Genomic DNA, 16,324 nt, shown 5'->3' with positions numbered 1-16,324 from the left:
GCTGAGAGCGCACTGATCCTGCTGGACAGAGAGGGGAGCAACAGGCTTTTTATTCGAATGCGAAAAAATCCCATTTTCCAACGTGAAACGCTCGGCGCGGCGCTGCTTCAGGTGCGCAGCGGGCGTGCCACCTCCCGCACCACGCTGGCCAGAGCGCTGGGCATTTCACCCTCGACCACGGGTCTGTATGTGGACCAGTTGATCGCCGAGAAGTATCTCAATGAATCGGGCCTGAACCAGGGACCTATGGGCCGCCCGCGCCGCACGCTGACCACCCGCCCGGAGGCAGGCTGGTTTGCCGGGGTGGAGTTCAATGCGCAGCGCATCCAGGCCGTCGGAGTGGATTTTTCCGGCACGCTGAAAATGACGGTGGAGCAAAGCCTGCCCCCAGAGGTGACGGCAGAGCAGGTGATCAAGTCCATCCTCTCCTGCGTGACCCGGCTGACCGACTCCATGCAGGGCCCGCTGCTCTCAGTGGGGCTGGGGGCGCCCGGGCTGGTGGACCCTGACGCTGGCGTCGGCCTGTATTATGCCTTCATCCCAGACTGGCAGCAGGTGCCGGTGGTGGAAAAAATCAGCGCCAGGCTCAAAGTTCCTGTCATCCTGCAAAACAACCTGCGGGCCATCGCGCTGGCGGAGCGCTGGTTTGGCCTGGGGCATGACTTGAATGATTATGTGATCCTCGGCCCGCGCAGCGGCTTTGGCATCGCCATGGTGCAGGGTGGCAGGGTCGTCGAAGGCTCACGCCATGCCGCAGGCGAGGTGGGGCGCTGGCCCTGGCCGTTGAATGCGGGGCCGGGCGGCGTGCAAGAACTGCATCACGCGCTCAGCGCACCCTCCACATGGCGGAGGCTGGCTGGCGTGGGCCCGCAGGGCAGGCTGCCTGAAGATCTGCGCGCAGGGCTGGCGGAGGTGGCCGGTGTGGAAGGCGCGGAATGGGACGCCGTGTGTGCTGACTTCGCGCGCGTCATCGGCTGCCTGCAGATGATTCTCGATACGGAGGTCTTCATTTTGCACGGCCCCCTCACCGTGCTGGGAGAGCGCTTTTGCCGCTCCATTTCGGAGACCGCGTGCGGGCTCATGTCCGCGCTGCGTGGCACCGGATTGAAGGTGGTGCCCTCCGCGCTGGGAGACAACGCCGGAGCCCTGGGCGCAGCGAGCCTGGCGATGGAGGCGTGGCTGCCGGCCTGAGAGAGCTGCGACCCACGGGCACAAAAAACCGGGTGGCAGGACTGGAGCCCGCACACCCGGTGGGTGGAGTGGTTCAGAGACAGAGAAATTACTTCTCCAGAGTTTCCTTGGCGGCCTTCCAGCCGGAGATGCCGGCGGAGAGGTGCTTCACGTTGGTGTAGCCCAGCTTCTCGGCGGCGTTGGCGGCAGCCTTGTAGGCGCTGCAGGCAGGACCACCGCAGTAGGCCACCACGAGGGCGTTCTTGTCGGATGGGAGCACGCTGGCGAGCTTGTCTCCCTGGGTCGCGAAGTCGATGGCGCCTGGCACATGGCCGGCCTTGTAGGAGGCGGCGCCATTCACGTCGATGATGGTGACCTTCTTGTCAGCGATGGCCTGCTTGAGGTCGGCGATGCTGATGTCCGGGAATTCGGCGGCGAAACCGGCGGTGGCGACGAGAGCGAAGACGAGTGCGATGAGTTTCTTCATGATTGATCTGGATGGTTTGAGTTAGGTGATGCGCGTTGGACTGTGCGCGGCAGGGCCCCGTCTGCCGGGGCAAAGGTTGAAAGGAATCTCAGGAGTTCATGTGTGAGAAGGAGGCCGGAAGCTTATTCCCGAAAAAGAAAGAACGTTCCATGATACGGTCTGTTTTGACAAAAGATGCAAAAAGTCTCACAGCGCCGGAATGAACAGGCGCGCAAAGCCGTTGCGCAGGCGCCGCCCCACCGGCGCGGCCTCCAGCATCCCGGGGGTGATCTCGCGGCTGCGCGCCATCTTCGCATCCATTTCCGCGGAGAGGCGTCGGCACAGCTCCGCATCATGGCAGGCCAGGTTGAATTCAAAATTCAGGCGCAGGCTGCGTGGGTCCCAGTTTGTGGATCCGAGGAAGGACCACACGCCATCGATCAGAAAAATCTTTGAATGGTCAAACGGCGAGGGCGACTCAAAGATGCGGCAGCCCACCAGCAGCAGCTCGGGGTACAAAGTCTGCGCCGCCCAGCCGACAAAGGGGATGTTGTTCTTCTCCGGGGTGAGGATTGTCACCTTCACGCCGCGTACGGCGCAGAGGCGCAGCGCCGCCATGAGCACCGCATTGGGCAGGAAGTAGGGCGTGATGATCTTCACCTCCTCACGCGCGGCATTGAGCGCGGCAAAAAACGCGGCAGGCATCACTTCCATGTCCTCGTCCGGTCCGTCCACAATGCCGATGGCGGTCGTGCTGCCAGTGGTACTCAGCTCGGGAAACCACGCCGGGCCTTCCAGAGCCTCCCCGGTGCAGAAGGCCCAGTCCTCGGCAAACACGCGCTGGATCTGTGCCACGCAGGGGCCGGTGACGATGAAGTGCAGATCATGCACCGCGTGCCTGGGTTTGCGTGAGATCATGTTTCCCTCGCGGATGTTCATCCCGCCGGTGAAGGCGGTGCGGCCGTCCACCACCAGGATCTTGCGGTGATTGCGCAGGTTCATGGTGATCAGGCGCAGGATCAGGCGGCTGGGCATGAAGCGCCGCGCCGTCACTCCGGCCTTTTCCAGCGCCTCCACCACCGGCGGCCAGGAGTAGCGCGTGCCGGCATCGTCCACCATCACGCGCACCTGCACGCCGCGCCTCACCGCGCTGGAGAGCTCCGCCACGAACTCCGCGCCGATGCCGGTCGCCTCAAAGATGTAGCTGGCCAGGGAGATGCTCTGCTGCGCGCCGCGGATGGCCTCCAGCATGCGCGGCATGGCCTCGTCCCCGTTGTGCAGGATGTCGAGGTGGTTTCCCACCGTGTGGCTGAAGCGCGAGATGCGGTCCAGCGTGCGTGCGAGCTGCTGGTGCTCCTGCGTGGCGGTGAGAGGCAGCGGCTCATCCGGCACCGGGTCGCGCCAGGGTTCATTGATGCCGCTGCGGTAGCGCCGGCCGCTGCGGCGCAGGATGTTGATGCCCAGCAGCAGGTACAGCAGCGGGCTGATAAGCGGCTCCACCACAATCATCGCCATCCAGAACGCCGCGGAGCGGTAGTCCCGGTGCTGCAGCAGCAGATGGATGATGGCAATGACCGAGCCGGTGATGGCGAGGATCATCAGCGTGTCGTTCCAGATGTGGTGTAAAAGCCAGCTCATGTCACAGCGTGCGCATGCATTTTAAGTACAAAGGGGTGCCGGAGACAACGCGGAGGACGGTCGTTTCATGCGTTCTCAAACTTCCGCCAGTACAGCATTGCGATGGGCACCATGGCCAGGCATTCCTGCCCCGCTTTTGCCACGCCCGCCATGCTGTGGGTGGTCCAGGCTCCCATCACAAAGGAGGAGGCGATGAGGACCGCGGAGCCGAAGGTGAAAACGGCACGCGGTGCAATGGTGAGGCGGGAGGGGCGGGTTTCTTCGCCGAGAAGATCGATGAAGCGTGCCGCGCAAAGAATGAGGACGATCAGGGAGAACCAGCCATTGTCCCCGAGAGAGACCGTGGAGAGATAGTCATACCCTCCGTGCGCCAGCACGACGAGCGCGAAGGTGGTGATGAACTCCTCCGCCCGCGCAAAGCGGGTGAGCAGCATGCGGTAAAGGCTGTGCGCGCAGATGCCGGTGAGGGAGATGTGCAGGAAATTCGCGGAGAGAAAGCGCGTCCACGCGATGGTGCCGCCGTAGTCCTGGTAGTAGCCGATGTTTTCCTCCAGCGAAAAGCCCAGGCCCACAAAGGCGCCGGTGAGCAGCGCCAGGCCCGGCGTGCGCCGCCACAGCAGCCAGGGCAGGAAGAGCGCGAAGAGCAGGAGCTTGCACCCTTCCTCCCGCAGCCCCACGCCCAGCACGAAATAGATCAGATCATGCGGAAAGGGCGCATCCGCCGTCATGCCCTGGATGTACTCCTGATAGGCCAGCACCGTGAGCGTGGGCCACACGCTGGCCACGCCCGCCATCAGCGCCGCGAGCGGGCGGGCCCAGCGCCAGCTTTCATGGTCGCTGTGCTGCACCAGGATGAAATACCACAGCGCAGCCACGAAAAACGCGAGCGTCAGCAGGCCGTAGGGCAGCTCATTGAGGCGGTGGCGGATGAGGCCGTGCCACTGCATCCACACATCCCCCAGCAGGGAGCCCGCATGGTGCTGCAGCAGAGGGTGGCAGTGCTCGATCCACCCCGGCTGCTCGGCGATGAGACGCAGCATTTTCACATCGCGCTGCGCCACGGCCAGGTGCAGCGCTTCCTCGCGCGCGGCGCCGGCCTCGGGGAAGTGCAGGCCTTCGGTGTAAAAGGCCTGTAGCGCAGCGGGCAGGCTGTCGCGGCGTTTTTCCACGCTGCCTAGCAGCTCCGCAGCCAGCATTTCAGGCGGCACGGCGCGGGCTTTCTGCTCCAGGTCCCGCAGGGCCTCGGGGTCTCCCGCCAGCGTCGCGGCGAGGTAGCCGTGGAACAGCCCTGCCGGTGCGTCCGTGGTGGCGTGCTGGTGGATGAGCTGCCTCACCTCGTAGTTCCCTATCCTGCCTGTCTGCGCGAAGTCCTCATAGGCGCTCTCGTCGCCAGCCTTCACCAACTGCGGAATCTGCGCCACGAGGAGGCGCAGCCAGGTGGCCAGCCGGCGCGGCTGCGGGGTGGTCTCATGCCGCAGCAGGTGAAAGTCTTCGTGCAGGCGGCTCAGCGCGGGGCTGGCGGCATGCCCCTGCGGCGGCTCATGGGAGCCGGCCCGTCCGATCACGATCGTGCTGGCGATGATCATTCCCAGGGCGATGATGGCGGCGGAGGTGCGCAGCAGGAAGCGGCGGTCCCGTGTGAGGTAGTGCGTGCGTGCGCGCCAGCCGTGGAAATAAGAACGCTCCGTGCTCATGCGTGCTTCGCTTCAGGACTCCGGCTTCTTCCACCAGTCGGGTGATTTTTCCCACGGGGCCCTGGATTCCCGCTCTTCATGAGGCGCGGCGGTGCGGGCCTGGCGCTCCCTTTTTTCTTCCTCTTCCTCCAGCTCCATGAGCAGCTTCACATGCGGCTCCGGCCTTGCGCCGCGCCGCCAGATGAGCCAGCCCCACATGGCAAAGGCGCCCAGCAGAAACAGCAGGGTGCCCAGCGTGAAGAGCACGAACCAGTCCGAGGCTTCCACCCACTCGCGCGGCACCCGGGTGGTGCCGCCTTCAGGCCTTGGGAGGAAGGAGAGGAGCGCGTGCATGACGGCGGGGCTTTTCAGGCGTCGTTGAAGACCAGCCGCATCGGGATCATTTTGGAGAACTGGAAGCCGTGCTGCTGGAAGAAGGCCTGGGAGTCCGCGCTGATGCGGTCCGTGAGCAGCGTGATGCGGCGGAAGCGCTTCTCCCGCGCAAACTCAATGGCGTGCTCCAGCAGACGCCCGCCGTAGCCCTGCCGCCGGTGCTGCGGGTGCACGATGACGTCCTCCATGATGAGCACCAGGCCGCCTTCCGCCGTGCTGATGGTGAAGAGCAGGTTGATCATGCCGATGACCTTGTGCTCCGTGCGCAGCACAAAGATGCGCCCACGGTTCGGCTGCTCCAGAATAAGCCGCAGCCCGTGCTCCTGCTTGGCGCGGTCCGGCTTGAAGTCCTCCTCTTCACTGAACAGCGCCATCAGCAGCTCCACCAACTGGGGCAGATCTTCGATGGTGGCCGGTTCGATGTGGGGTTCAGTTTCAGTGGCGGACATGAAGGTTAGGATAGCGGGCTCGCGCCCAAAGGCAATGCGTTCAATGAGACGACATCCGGCGCTTAGGTATCCGGCTGTGGCGAGGTGTGGCGTTCAAAACACGGGTCACGCAGGCCGCCACCTCATTTCTTAACGTTTTGCATGGCCTGCCGGAGATTTTCCCACGCGCGGCGGAAATCCTGTTTCATGATGTACAGCGTCGCGATCTCCTGCCGGACGTAGGGCGGGGCGTTCGGCATGGCCACCACCTTCTGCAGGGTGCGCAGCGCTCCATCGATGTCTCCCTGGCTCTTCTGCGCCTGGAAGAGGTCGATGGCGCGCCGGGCGTCCGTGGGATTGTACAGCAGGGCACGCTCCAGGGCACCGATGTCGGTGGTCGTGCCGGGCGCGGTGCGAACCACGGAGGGCATGTAAGGCATGGCCGTCTGGCATGCCTTCTGGAAGTCGGAATTGCGCGCGTAATGCTCCGCCAGAATGCGCCAGCCATCGTCCCGCCATTTGCGGTTGGTTTCCAGCGCGGAGATCAGCGCCGCCTGGTCGCCATGCTGATACCAGAGATTGAAGAGTGTCTCCCGCTGCGCGGGTTCCAGGCCTTTGAGGTCGGAAGGAGGCTGCGCCAGCAGGCTGCGCAAACAGCGGTCAAATTCATCGCGGTTCTGCACCGTCCTGAGATAGTCGAATTTCAACTCCGTGGTCGTGGCCAGCGACCAAAGCGCTTCGCGCAGCTCGGGATGCTGCTGGCCCGATTGAAGCATGCCGCCGAAGTAACCATGATTGGCCAGGTCTCTCTCTGGAAAGCGGCGCAGGAATTCACGCCAGCCGATGACGGCATATGGCGGGTAGAAGTCGAGCCAGAAGAGCCCTTCCGTATAGCAGGTCAGTGCATAAACCGGATCGAGTACCCGTGAACGTGAGAAGTCCAGCAGGGCATCGCCCTTGGGCTGGCCGAGATAAAGTCGCAGGCGCGCGCGCTCATAATAAAGGTGAAAATCCATCGGCCTCATCTGAATGGCCTGATCCAGAAGAACCAGCGCGCCAGCAGGGGAACCGGAGGCCGCCAGTTTCCCCGAGCGCTCTCTCAGTACTTTTGTCGCGCTGGCGCCAGCCAGAACCGGATGTCCGAGCGCGACGTACGCCCACATGACGCCAAGCACCAGCAGCGCGACGCCGCCCAGACGGCAGGCGATGCGCTGGGGAAGCGATGCGACCTGAGGCAGCCGCCGGGGTCGGATTGCGATACCTGCCAGAAGGGCCATGAAAGTCGCATAACCCAGCCCATGATTGGGCACATCCCCGAGACCGTGGACGACTCCGAGACCGAAGACAATGGCCGCCGCATTGCGCAGACGGCGGTCATGCATGCCTGATTTGTTTTTCTTCTTCTTGCCGAACCAGGGGCCGGTGGACAGAAAAATCCAGAACAGCACCAGCAGCGCGGGCAGCAGGGTCAGCAGGCCTCCCTCAGAGAGCAGCCAGAGCAGGTCGCTTTCCGGGTGCAGGAAACGACTGAGTGGCGATGGCATGTCGTTGAACTGGGGAAAGACGTCTTCAAAATTTCCGAACCCGATCCCTGTCCATGGGGATTCCAGGCTCATTTTCAGCGTCTCCAGAAACAATGTGCTGCGGCCGTTGTCCGTGGCGAACTTGGAAATACCCACGTCGGTGAACCGCTTGGAAAGATTGCCCCCCGACATGACCAGGAGGGAGGCGATGATGAAGATCAGCGATGTGGAAACGGCCAGTTTTTGAAAAAAACCCCGGCGCATGGCCACCGTCCCAAACCAGGCCGTCATGCCGAGAAACAGCAGGATGAGACCGGCCCGGGAGCTGTTCATGAAAATGCAGATGAGGGGCGGGATGAAGCCTGCCAGAAAAGGCAGCCACAAACGCGATCTCCGCCGCTGGGCATCGTAACTGGCGGCTGCACAGAGCACGCAGGTCATGGCGGCGAAGCTGCTGGCGTGATTGCGGTTCGCAAAGGGGCCGAAACCGTGGCCCCATTCCACCGGATTGCGCGGCCACCAGGGGATGGCGATCACTTTACTGGCTTCCAAAATGGAGAGCACGCAGATCAGGACGCCTCCACAGGTCAGCGTGTGGATCATGGCGCGACGTTGGAGGTCCGAAAAGCCGCGGGTCAGGCACCAGGCCAGCCAGGCACAGCACACGCCAAAAAACAACCATGCCTCCAGGGTCACACCGGCCTGCGGAGTCAGGCTTTTGGAGAGATGGATGTCCCAGTCCTGGACCAGGGTGGTCTTCCAGGCAGGGGGCTGAGACAACCAGTCCGCCGGCAGGAACGCGCACAGCGGAACGATCAGGGCGCCCAGCAGGCCGAACAACGCCACACCCGGCAACTGGCGTTTCGGCACAAAGCAAATCAGCACCACACCCAGCAGAGGGGCGATCAATGCCTTGGACCAGCTCTCGCGGCCGGCGCCGAACAGGCACGCCAGGATGGGCAGTGCGGCAAAGGCATATCCCTGCCATGCAGGGCCCGGGACGTCATAGCTGCGTGTGCGCGTGGTCGTGTCGTCATCTTCCAGATCATCCTCCTGCATGGTTCCAGCCCGAGGTGACAGGTTCATTTCCACGCTCTCGTCATCGGCGAGCAGCGGGACTTGAGGCGAAGGTTCTGCGGGCTGGTCAAATTCTTTTTTCATGCCGTGACTGAGGGCGGACTGATGAGGGGAGCGGCGGCAGATCCGGCTTCGGTGCCGGCTGGAAGGGCCTTCCATTTCTCCAGACAGCGCTCCAGCGCGGGCAGCAGAACATCTAGCCGAAGATGCCATTCGCTGAGGTCGGTGGCGTCTATGGGACGGTAAAGAGTGAAACTCCGGCCATCGCCCAGTTTCAGAACTTCAGGCTTGCCGCCAGGATGGGAGTGTGCGCTTAAGCCCATGCGCTCCAGCCCATGCTGAAACAGCGTGGAAAAGCTCTGCAGGTCTTCACAGCGCTCGACTTCAAAGTCCAGTACACGGCCATAGGCACGGAAAAATTCGCGCTGTCGCCTGCGCTCCATCACCTCGTCGATCTGCGTACGGAAGTTGGACCAGCTTCGGATGTAGCCCAGGTAGCGTGCGGTGCCCAGGGCCAGCAAAAGCAAAAAGGCGCCGGTCACCGGCAGCGCGTGGCCGCGCGTCAGCAGAATACTGACCCCGACAAGACTCAGCGCCACACAGACGGCATACATCGCGGCGAGTGCGCCGCCCTTGCTGTAGCCGAGCAGGATGAGCCGGTGATGAATGTGCTCGGCATCCGCATTGAAAATGGAAACCCCGCGGATGGCCCGGCGAATGATGGCAAACAAGGTGTCCAGGATCGGGACGCCCAGAGCAATGACGATCACCAAAAGTGCGCCGATGACGGAGCCTTTGTTGGAGGTGAAGAGGGAAACGGAAGCGATGAAAAAACCGATCAGATAAGCTCCGCCATCGCCCAGGAAAATCTTGGCGGGCGGGAGATTGAAGATCAAAAAACCGGCCAGGGCACCGGCCATGGAAAGTGAAACCACCAAGACGTCAGGCTGGTGACTGTAGTAGCCCAGGAAGGCCAGGGTCAGGCACAAAAACAGACCGAACCCGCCCGCCAGACCATCCATGCCGTCGATCAAATTGACGATGTTCGGAATGCTTACGAGCCAGATGAGGGTCAGAGGCAGGCTCCACCACCCCAATGCGAGAGTGCCGTCTCCAAAGGGATTGCTGAGCATGTCGATCGAAACCCCCAGGGAATACAAAATCAACGCCGTGCCAATCTGGCCTACCAGCTTTACCTTGGCACCCAAGGGTTTGAGATCATCCACGAAACCGACGCTGAAGATCAGGGCATTGCACACGGCCAGCGGCAGCCAGCGGGTCCAGCCCAGGCCGCCGATGTAACCGGCCACCAGGGATGCCAGGCCGACGGCCAGGAAAATCGGAGCCCCGCCGAGCCTTGAAACCGCCTTTTCGTGCAGTTTGCGCCGGGCGTCCGGTTCATCCAGGCCCAAACGTCCGCCGCGTTGGAGGATCCACCAGGTTCCCAGCGCGGCCACCAGCATTGCCCCGCCAAAATAGCAGCCCATTTCGAACCATGAGACATGTCTTGGCGCCCAGGGGCCCATGGCATTGTCTTGGATGGCTGGATCTAGCATGCGTGGCGGATTGATCAGGTTGGAAAGCCTGCCAGCATAAGCGTTGCCGATTCATGGATCAAGACTTGAGCGCTTAAGAAGTCGTTTGTTGCAACTTCCTGGAACGCCTCCTTGAACTTTCCCCGCGCTCCCTTCACCATCGGCCATGCTTCATGACACCATCGCCGCTATTTCCACCGCCCTGGGCGAGGCCGCGATCAGCGTGGTGCGCGTGTCCGGTCCCCAGGCGCTGTCCATCGCCGCCCAGGTGCTGAAGCTGCCCTCTCTGGTCCTCCCCAGAAAGGCGCATCTGGTGCCTGTGGCGGATGCGGATGGCGGCGTGCTGGACCACGGGCTGCTGCTTTATTTTAAGGGCCCGGCGAGTTATACCGGGGAGGACGTCATCGAGTTCCACGGGCACGGCGGAGTCCTGGCCACGCAGCGCGTTTTGGAGCGCTGGCTGGCCTGTGGCGCGCGTGCCGCGGAGCCGGGGGAGTTCACCCAGCGCGCCTTTTTGAATGGCAAAATGGACCTCACGCAGGCGGAAGCCGTGATGGATCTGATCCATGCGCAGAGCACGCTGGCCCTCCGCGCTGCCAATGAGCAGCTCGGTGGCGCCATCGGGCGCGAGGCTGCCGCCATGGAGCAGGCGATTATCCCCGTGCTGGCCCACATCGAGGCCTACATCGACTTTCCTGAAGAAGACATTTCTCCCGAAACTGGAGCCGCCCTTCTGCGCCGTCTGGATGCCGTGCTTGTGCGTGCGCAGAAGCTGATCGCCACCTCGGAGCAAGGCCGCATCCTGCGCCATGGTGCCCGCACCGTCATCTCCGGCGCTCCCAATGTCGGCAAAAGCAGCCTCCTCAATGTGCTGCTGGGCTTTGAGCGCGCCATCGTCAGCCCCACGGCCGGCACCACGCGCGACACCATCGAAGAGATCATTCAGGTGCATGGCATCCCGCTGCGGCTGGTGGACACCGCCGGCCTGCGCGAGGCGGGAGATGAGATCGAGCGCGTGGGCATCCAGCGCACGGAGCGCGAGCTGGAGCGCGCCGACCTCGTCATCGAAGTCGTGGATGCCAGCCTTGCGGCCACGCCTCCACGTCTCGCCCTTCCTCCTGAGCTTGCCCGCCGCCGCATCCTCATTCTCAATAAAAGCGATCTCGGCATCCACCCTGACTGGAGCAGCATTCCCCAGGCCATCCCTCTTTCGTGTGTGAGCGGGGATGGCATCGAAGCCGTCCGCGACGCAATCCGGGATGTGATCGCCATCGCTGGGCCGCTCGCGGCCGACCACCCCATCGCCATCAATGCGCGGCACAAGGCCGCCTTTGAGCGCTGTGCCGCGCACCTCACCGCCGCCAAAGCCGCGCTCGAGCGCAGCGAGGCGCCCGAGTTCATCGCCCTGGAAATCCGCGATGCCCTTCACGCCCTCGGCGATGTCATTGGCCAGGTGGATGTGGAGCGCATTCTCGACGTCATCTTCTCCACCTTCTGCATAGGAAAGTGATCCTGCCTACGTTTGTTTGACTCCATCCATGAACCGCCGCCATTTCCTCACCACCGCACTTGCCGCCACCGCCGCCTCACGCCTGGGCGCTGTTTCCATCGACAAAGCGGCGGCTGATCCAGCCTACGTGATCAAAAACCACGGCATCAGGCACACCGTCATGGGCTGGTGCTTCAAGCCCATGGACACCGTGGTGCTGGCAAAACACTGCAAGGACATCGGCCTAGTGGGCATGGAGGGCATCGACCGCAAATACTACCCCGAGGTGAAGGCCCTTGGGCTCGACATCTCTCTGGTCTCCGGTCATGGCTTCGCCAACGGTCCGTGCAATCCCAAATTCCACGATGAAGTCGTCGCCAAGCTCACCGAAGGGATCGACGTCGCGGCGGATGTCGGGTGCAAAAAGGTCATCACTTTCACTGGCATGAAGTTCGACGGCATGGACCGCGACAAAGCCATCAAGAACTGCCTCGACACCTGGAAGGAAGTGCTGCCGCATGCCGAAAAGAAAGGCATCACCCTGGTGCTGGAGCATCTCAATTCACGCGACAACTCCCACCCCATGAAGGGCCACCCCGGCTACTTTGGCGATGACGTGGATTTCTGCGTGGACCTCATCAATCAGATCGGCAGCCCGAACTTCAAGCTGCTCTTCGACATCTACCACGTGAGCATCATGAACGGCGACGTGATCCGCCGTCTGCGGATCCACAAGGACTACATTGGCCACATCCACACTGCCGGAAATCCCGGCCGTTGCGAGCTCGACGAGCACCAGGAGATCAATTATCCCGCCGTCATGCAGGCCCTGGTGGAAATCGGCTACCACGACTTCGTCGCCCACGAATTCATCCCCACCTGGAACGACCCCATCCTCGCCCTGCGCCACGCGGCGATGGTGTGTGATGTGTGAGGGTACACCCGTTGAAGCGGGTCTGTATAAAGTTGAAGAGGAGACGAGGTCGTTTCCTGACCTGTCCTTAACCGAACAGCTCCGTGATTGGCCGGCCCTTGTCTGCGACAGTGAAGGGACGCTTGCTGGGGCTGTAGAGCACCTGGTCCAGCGGGATGCCGAGGGCGTAGGCGATGGTGGCGTTGAAGTCGGGGATCGTCACCGGATTCACAGCGGCTTCGAGGCCGGTGTCGTCGGTGGCGCCATAGACCTGGCCGCCGCGGATGCCGCCGCCCGCCATGAGGCAGGTGAAACCGCGGGCGTGGTGGTCGCGGCCGTCGTTGGCATTGATCTCCGGGGTGCGGCCGAACTCGGTGGCGAGCACGACGAGGGTTTCGTCCAGCATGCCGTGGGCCTGCAGGTCCTGCAGCAGGGTGCTCAGGGCGGAGTCCAGCTCATCGCAGAGCTCGGGGACGCGGGTGAAGTTGGCATTGTGCGTGTCCCAGCTTCCGAAGGAGACTTCCACAAAGCGCACGCCATGCTCCACCAGACGGCGGGCCAGCAAGCAGCCCTGGCCAAAGCGGTCGCTGCCGTACTTGTTGCGCAGGGCCTCGGGCTCCGCGCTGAGGTCAAAGGCGGCGAGTTCCTCGCTCTTCATCATCTTGAGTGCGTCATCATACATGTCGGCGTAGGCGCGCACGTTTTTGACGTTGTAGGTCTCGGCAAACTTGCGGTCCAGCAGCTTGGCGGTGTTGAGGCGGCTGTTAAAGCGCTCTTCGGTGAACCACTGGTTGGTCTTCACATTGTTGATGCCGCTCTCGGGATCATTGATCATCAGCGGGGCGAAGCGGCTCTCAAAGAAGCCGGCGCCAGGGTGGCGGCTGTCATTGCCGATCATCACGCTGCCCGGCAGCGTGGGGTTCCCACGATCCTGGAACTTCTGCAGCCACGCACCCATGGAGGGATGGCGGATGCTGCTGCGCATGGTGTAGCTGGTGTGCTGGTAGTAGTTGCCCTGCTCATGCGCGCCCTGGGTCGTCATCATGCTGCGGACCACCGCCAGCTTGTCCATCTGCCGGGCGAGGAGGGGGATGTTGTTGGACACGCGGATGCCGTCCACATTCGTGTTCATCACCTTCGTCAGGCCCATCACGTCCGGCTTCTCCGGCTTCGGGTCAAAGGTGTCCAGGTGGCTCATGCCCCCCGTCATGTACAAATAGATGACATTGCGCGCGGTGGCAGCCTGCTTCAGCGGCGAGGCTCCCTGGCCCGGGGCGGCCAGAATGCGGGAGCCGAGGTGCGAGGCGGTGCTCACACCCAGAAAGGTCTTGGCGGCACCCGAGACAAAAGCGCGGCGGCTGAGATCGTGGCGAAGGGGATTCATAGGGGGATTTGGGGCGATGCGCCTTTAACGCAGCCGCGCTCCGGACTTATCACAAGATTCACATTCTTTGTCCCCACGCCCGGTGCCGCCCGGAGAAGCGGCTCAGTCGCCCTTGCCCTCAGCCTTTTTCGCCGGCGCGCTTTCGTAAACCAGGACGGGCATCAGATCATAGGTGATGAAGGCGGCCTGCAGGATGTCCGCGGACTCAAATTCCGGCCTGCCGGTGGGCCGCCACACGCCCAGCAGACGCGCAGCACCCTCGGGGATCATGATGCGGGTGGTGGTTTTCGCCGGGTGGTAATCGGTAAGCGGCAGCTCCAGCTTGCGTCCCTGCACGTCGGTCAGAGGCGCACGGTTTTCCTGGGGCTCGGCGGTGTGAAACTCGGCAATCGCGGTGAGATCGACGGTGGAGCCGTCGCTCATGACACTGGGCTGCAGCTCCATCAGAAATCCGGCTTTGCGCACTTTCTGGCAGAGATCGAAGTCTGTGCCGAAACAGGCGAGGGCCGTGTGCTCCAGCGCGGCCTCCGAGGAAGCGGTGCAACCTGAGCGTGCCTCGATGTGGGACGTGCCGAGATGCTTCACCTCGGGTGCGGCAAGCAGCCGCTCCATCTGCGGGCGGTGGTCGCAGAGCGTGGAAACCTCCCTCATCACGCCGCGGATCAGAGCTCCCGGCGCCTGCAGCACATGCGTGGTGAAAACAAGCGTCCGCGGCGGCTGGGAAAAGCAGACCGTTTCGATGTAGGTCCCGGCCATCTCCACGCTTTTTCTCTGATGGCGCACGATCATCCAGTTCCCTTTGGGATTGAAGCGGGCGCTGGCTCCGCTGGGAAAGGCGATGCCCACTTCCTCCAGAATCTGCTGCGCAGTTTTGGGCCCCTTGGCAAGGTCTGGCGGCACGCGAAAGGCGCGGGAGATCCATTCATTTTCATCCGGTACCGGAACGGTGCCGCTGATGTGCACGGGTAGGTCCTTGCTCTGCCGGGTCTGTACCACCACATCGCCATGCAGAAAGGTGGCCCAGAGCACCTCGCCCGCAGCCTGCCCTGCGGGCTTCCAGAGGGTGAGCAGCCGGGTGCCGCCATCGGCCAGGGTGAACCCCGTTTGCAGATGCGCGGCATGGAAATCCGTGAGCGGAAACTCGACCTCTTTCTGTGTCGCCGGGGCATGGAATGCCTGCTGGCGCTGTTCGGGCGGTGCGGTCCCCAGTTCATAGTCCACCGCCACCGTGATGCTGTGCGCATCTGCACTGATGACGGGCTCCAGGGAAAGCCGCGAACCTGTGGCATGCGTTTCAAACTCCAGTGCGGGCCGGCCCTTGTCATCGCTGTCAAAAGTGATGGGGCAGGCGCATTCGCGCACAGCGCTGATTTCCGCTTTTTGTCCCGACTGCGCCTCCAGCGTGTGGCTGTCGATGAAGGACGCCTTGCCTTGTGCCACCTCGGCTTCGATCTCACGCCAGAGGGCTGCGTGGTCGCTGGCAGTGGCGGCTTTGGCGGCGAGCGCGCGCAGAAAGGGTGCCGGGCCCTGGACGGTGTGCAGCGTGAAGAAAGCGGTGCGCAAGGGCGGGGGCTGGAGCTCAGCCTCCCGCGCCTCCTCCGCGGGGGTGCGGGCCGCCGGTGGTTTGGCGGGCTGGCCAGGAGGTGGCGCCGGCTCCACCGCATGGAGGGTTTTCACCGTCGGCACGGGCTGCGCACGCACGGTGATGAAGGCCATCCACAGCACATCACCGCTTTCCGCGCTCAGGCCGGCATCAGGTTTGGCGATGCCAAGGATCTTGGTGTCGCCATTGAACAACGACGTGCCGCTGGTGAAGGCGACGCTGCGACCATCCGCCGCAGGCAGCAGCAAGGGCTGGCCGCTCAGGGGATCGCTCACACTGAGCGGGCGCGTGGGGGGCGGGGCAGGGTGGAGACTCAGCGTCGTGGTGAGAACGATCTCCGGCCTGCTCCAGGAGCCAAAGGTGGCCTCCATGTCCAGTTTCAGGCCGGTTGGATGCCAGTCCACATTCAGCGAAGGACGGCTGTCAGCACCCAGGCTCAACTTGGCCTGAGCCTGCTCGCATACGGTCTCCGTGCTGGCGCGTCTGCCGGAGGCTGATTCCAGCCAGGCATCTCCCACCACGCGCACGCCGGACTCGGCACGCTGCGCCTGTGCCAGCAGGGTCTCCAGCTCCTTGACCGCGCTCATTTTTCTGGAAGCCGCGGCATTGAGCTCACGGATCAGCTTGCCCGGCCCTTCAAAGACCGTGGCATGGGTCATGACGGTGCGCGGTGCGCCCTCGGCCTGCTCCTCCACCAGCTGGCTGATGAGCTCCAGATTGTCCGGCATGTTCACCACCACCAGGCGGTTGATCGATTCATGAAACCTGGACCACGCGCCGGAAGGAAAGGGAACGCCCCAGTCTTCCAGCATCTCCTGGCTGGTGCGGGGTTTCAGGGGGCTCTGCGGGTCGGCGCGGTGGCCAGCGAGGCTGAAAAAATTGAGCGGTGTTTCATACATGCGCCGCACCATCGTCGGCACCTGCCGGTTGCTCTCGGCCGCCGGCGCGGCGCTCCCCACCAGCATCCAAGCCGTCAGCAGCAACGGCAGCACGTGCGCATTTTTCATGCGCGCAAAACTAGCGGAAACGGCG

General features: G+C 63.2%; 12 protein-coding genes. 3 read left to right on the top strand and 9 right to left on the bottom strand.

The genetic code is table 11. The annotated features are described in order from the left end of the window. Nucleotides 1-57: 57 nt before the first annotated feature. On the top strand, nt 58-1,191 hold the full coding sequence (locus tag ACILSQ_RS20140; RefSeq protein ID WP_395745451.1) for an ROK family protein: 1,134 nt from the start codon (nt 58-60) through the stop codon (nt 1,189-1,191). An 88-nt stretch (nt 1,192-1,279) separates the two neighbouring features. Here ACILSQ_RS20140 and ACILSQ_RS20135 read toward each other — a convergent pair whose 3' ends face one another. From ACILSQ_RS20135 to ACILSQ_RS20105, 7 genes are all read right to left on the bottom strand, one after another. Further along, nucleotides 1,280-1,657, bottom strand: a complete 378-nt coding sequence (locus ACILSQ_RS20135; protein ID WP_395745450.1) for a rhodanese-like domain-containing protein — start codon at nt 1,655-1,657, stop codon at nt 1,280-1,282. Nucleotides 1,658-1,843: 186 nt separating this feature from the next. After that, complete coding sequence (gene cls / locus ACILSQ_RS20130; RefSeq protein WP_395745449.1) at nt 1,844-3,274, bottom strand: cardiolipin synthase; 1,431 nt, start codon at nt 3,272-3,274, stop codon at nt 1,844-1,846. A 65-nt stretch (nt 3,275-3,339) separates the two neighbouring features. Beyond that, on the bottom strand, nt 3,340-4,968 hold the full coding sequence (locus ACILSQ_RS20125; protein WP_395745448.1) for a PrsW family glutamic-type intramembrane protease: 1,629 nt from the start codon (nt 4,966-4,968) through the stop codon (nt 3,340-3,342). A 12-nt stretch (nt 4,969-4,980) separates the two neighbouring features. After that, nucleotides 4,981-5,301, bottom strand: coding sequence for a hypothetical protein (locus ACILSQ_RS20120; RefSeq protein WP_395745447.1), 321 nt, complete (start codon nt 5,299-5,301; stop codon nt 4,981-4,983). 14 nt (nt 5,302-5,315) lie between these two features. After that, complete coding sequence (locus ACILSQ_RS20115) at nt 5,316-5,789, bottom strand: GNAT family N-acetyltransferase (RefSeq protein ID WP_395745446.1); 474 nt, start codon at nt 5,787-5,789, stop codon at nt 5,316-5,318. A gap of 122 nt (nt 5,790-5,911) precedes the next feature. Next, nucleotides 5,912-8,452, bottom strand: coding sequence for an O-antigen ligase family protein (locus ACILSQ_RS20110; RefSeq protein WP_395745445.1), 2,541 nt, complete (start codon nt 8,450-8,452; stop codon nt 5,912-5,914). Next, nucleotides 8,449-9,924, bottom strand: a complete 1,476-nt coding sequence (locus ACILSQ_RS20105) for an MraY family glycosyltransferase (protein WP_395745444.1) — start codon at nt 9,922-9,924, stop codon at nt 8,449-8,451. The genes ACILSQ_RS20110 and ACILSQ_RS20105 overlap by 4 nt, the downstream gene beginning before the upstream one ends. A gap of 145 nt (nt 9,925-10,069) precedes the next feature. Here ACILSQ_RS20105 and mnmE point away from each other — a divergent pair, with 145 nt between their 5' ends. Both mnmE and ACILSQ_RS20095 read left to right on the top strand, forming a co-directional pair. Further along, complete coding sequence (gene mnmE / locus ACILSQ_RS20100) at nt 10,070-11,413, top strand: tRNA uridine-5-carboxymethylaminomethyl(34) synthesis GTPase MnmE (protein ID WP_395745443.1); 1,344 nt, start codon at nt 10,070-10,072, stop codon at nt 11,411-11,413. Nucleotides 11,414-11,441: 28 nt separating this feature from the next. Then, a complete protein-coding gene (locus ACILSQ_RS20095; protein ID WP_395745442.1) occupies nt 11,442-12,326 on the top strand; it encodes a TIM barrel protein in 885 nt (294 codons plus the stop codon). 67 nt (nt 12,327-12,393) lie between these two features. Here the strand turns inward: ACILSQ_RS20095 and ACILSQ_RS20090 are convergent, their stop codons facing one another. Further along, the gene (locus tag ACILSQ_RS20090; protein ID WP_395745441.1) at nt 12,394-13,689 is read right to left on the bottom strand and encodes a DUF1501 domain-containing protein; all 1,296 of its coding nucleotides are present in this window, start codon (nt 13,687-13,689) and stop codon (nt 12,394-12,396) included. A gap of 102 nt (nt 13,690-13,791) precedes the next feature. Continuing rightward, nucleotides 13,792-16,299, bottom strand: a complete 2,508-nt coding sequence (locus tag ACILSQ_RS20085) for a hypothetical protein (RefSeq protein WP_395745440.1) — start codon at nt 16,297-16,299, stop codon at nt 13,792-13,794. Between the last annotated feature and the right edge of the window lie 25 nt (nt 16,300-16,324).

The sequence above is a fragment of the Prosthecobacter sp. genome (assembly GCF_044227185.1).
Classification (GTDB): domain Bacteria; phylum Verrucomicrobiota; class Verrucomicrobiia; order Verrucomicrobiales; family Verrucomicrobiaceae; genus Prosthecobacter.
Note: the sequence above shows the minus strand (reverse complement) of the source record. Positions and strands in the feature narration are given on the sequence as shown.

Coding starts and splice junctions, on each gene's coding strand:
- ACILSQ_RS20120 (WP_395745447.1), bottom strand. CDS start 5,301: ATGCACGCGCTCCTCTCCTTCCTCCCAAGGCCTGAAGGCGGCACCACC.
- ACILSQ_RS20105 (WP_395745444.1), bottom strand. CDS start 9,924: ATGCTAGATCCAGCCATCCAAGACAATGCCATGGGCCCCTGGGCGCCA.
- mnmE (WP_395745443.1), top strand. CDS start 10,070: ATGCTTCATGACACCATCGCCGCTATTTCCACCGCCCTGGGCGAGGCC.
- ACILSQ_RS20085 (WP_395745440.1), bottom strand. CDS start 16,299: ATGAAAAATGCGCACGTGCTGCCGTTGCTGCTGACGGCTTGGATGCTG.
- ACILSQ_RS20095 (WP_395745442.1), top strand. CDS start 11,442: ATGAACCGCCGCCATTTCCTCACCACCGCACTTGCCGCCACCGCCGCC.
- ACILSQ_RS20090 (WP_395745441.1), bottom strand. CDS start 13,689: ATGAATCCCCTTCGCCACGATCTCAGCCGCCGCGCTTTTGTCTCGGGT.
- ACILSQ_RS20115 (WP_395745446.1), bottom strand. CDS start 5,789: ATGTCCGCCACTGAAACTGAACCCCACATCGAACCGGCCACCATCGAA.
- ACILSQ_RS20125 (WP_395745448.1), bottom strand. CDS start 4,968: ATGAGCACGGAGCGTTCTTATTTCCACGGCTGGCGCGCACGCACGCAC.
- ACILSQ_RS20110 (WP_395745445.1), bottom strand. CDS start 8,452: ATGAAAAAAGAATTTGACCAGCCCGCAGAACCTTCGCCTCAAGTCCCG.
- cls (WP_395745449.1), bottom strand. CDS start 3,274: ATGAGCTGGCTTTTACACCACATCTGGAACGACACGCTGATGATCCTC.
- ACILSQ_RS20140 (WP_395745451.1), top strand. CDS start 58: ATGCGAAAAAATCCCATTTTCCAACGTGAAACGCTCGGCGCGGCGCTG.
- ACILSQ_RS20135 (WP_395745450.1), bottom strand. CDS start 1,657: ATGAAGAAACTCATCGCACTCGTCTTCGCTCTCGTCGCCACCGCCGGT.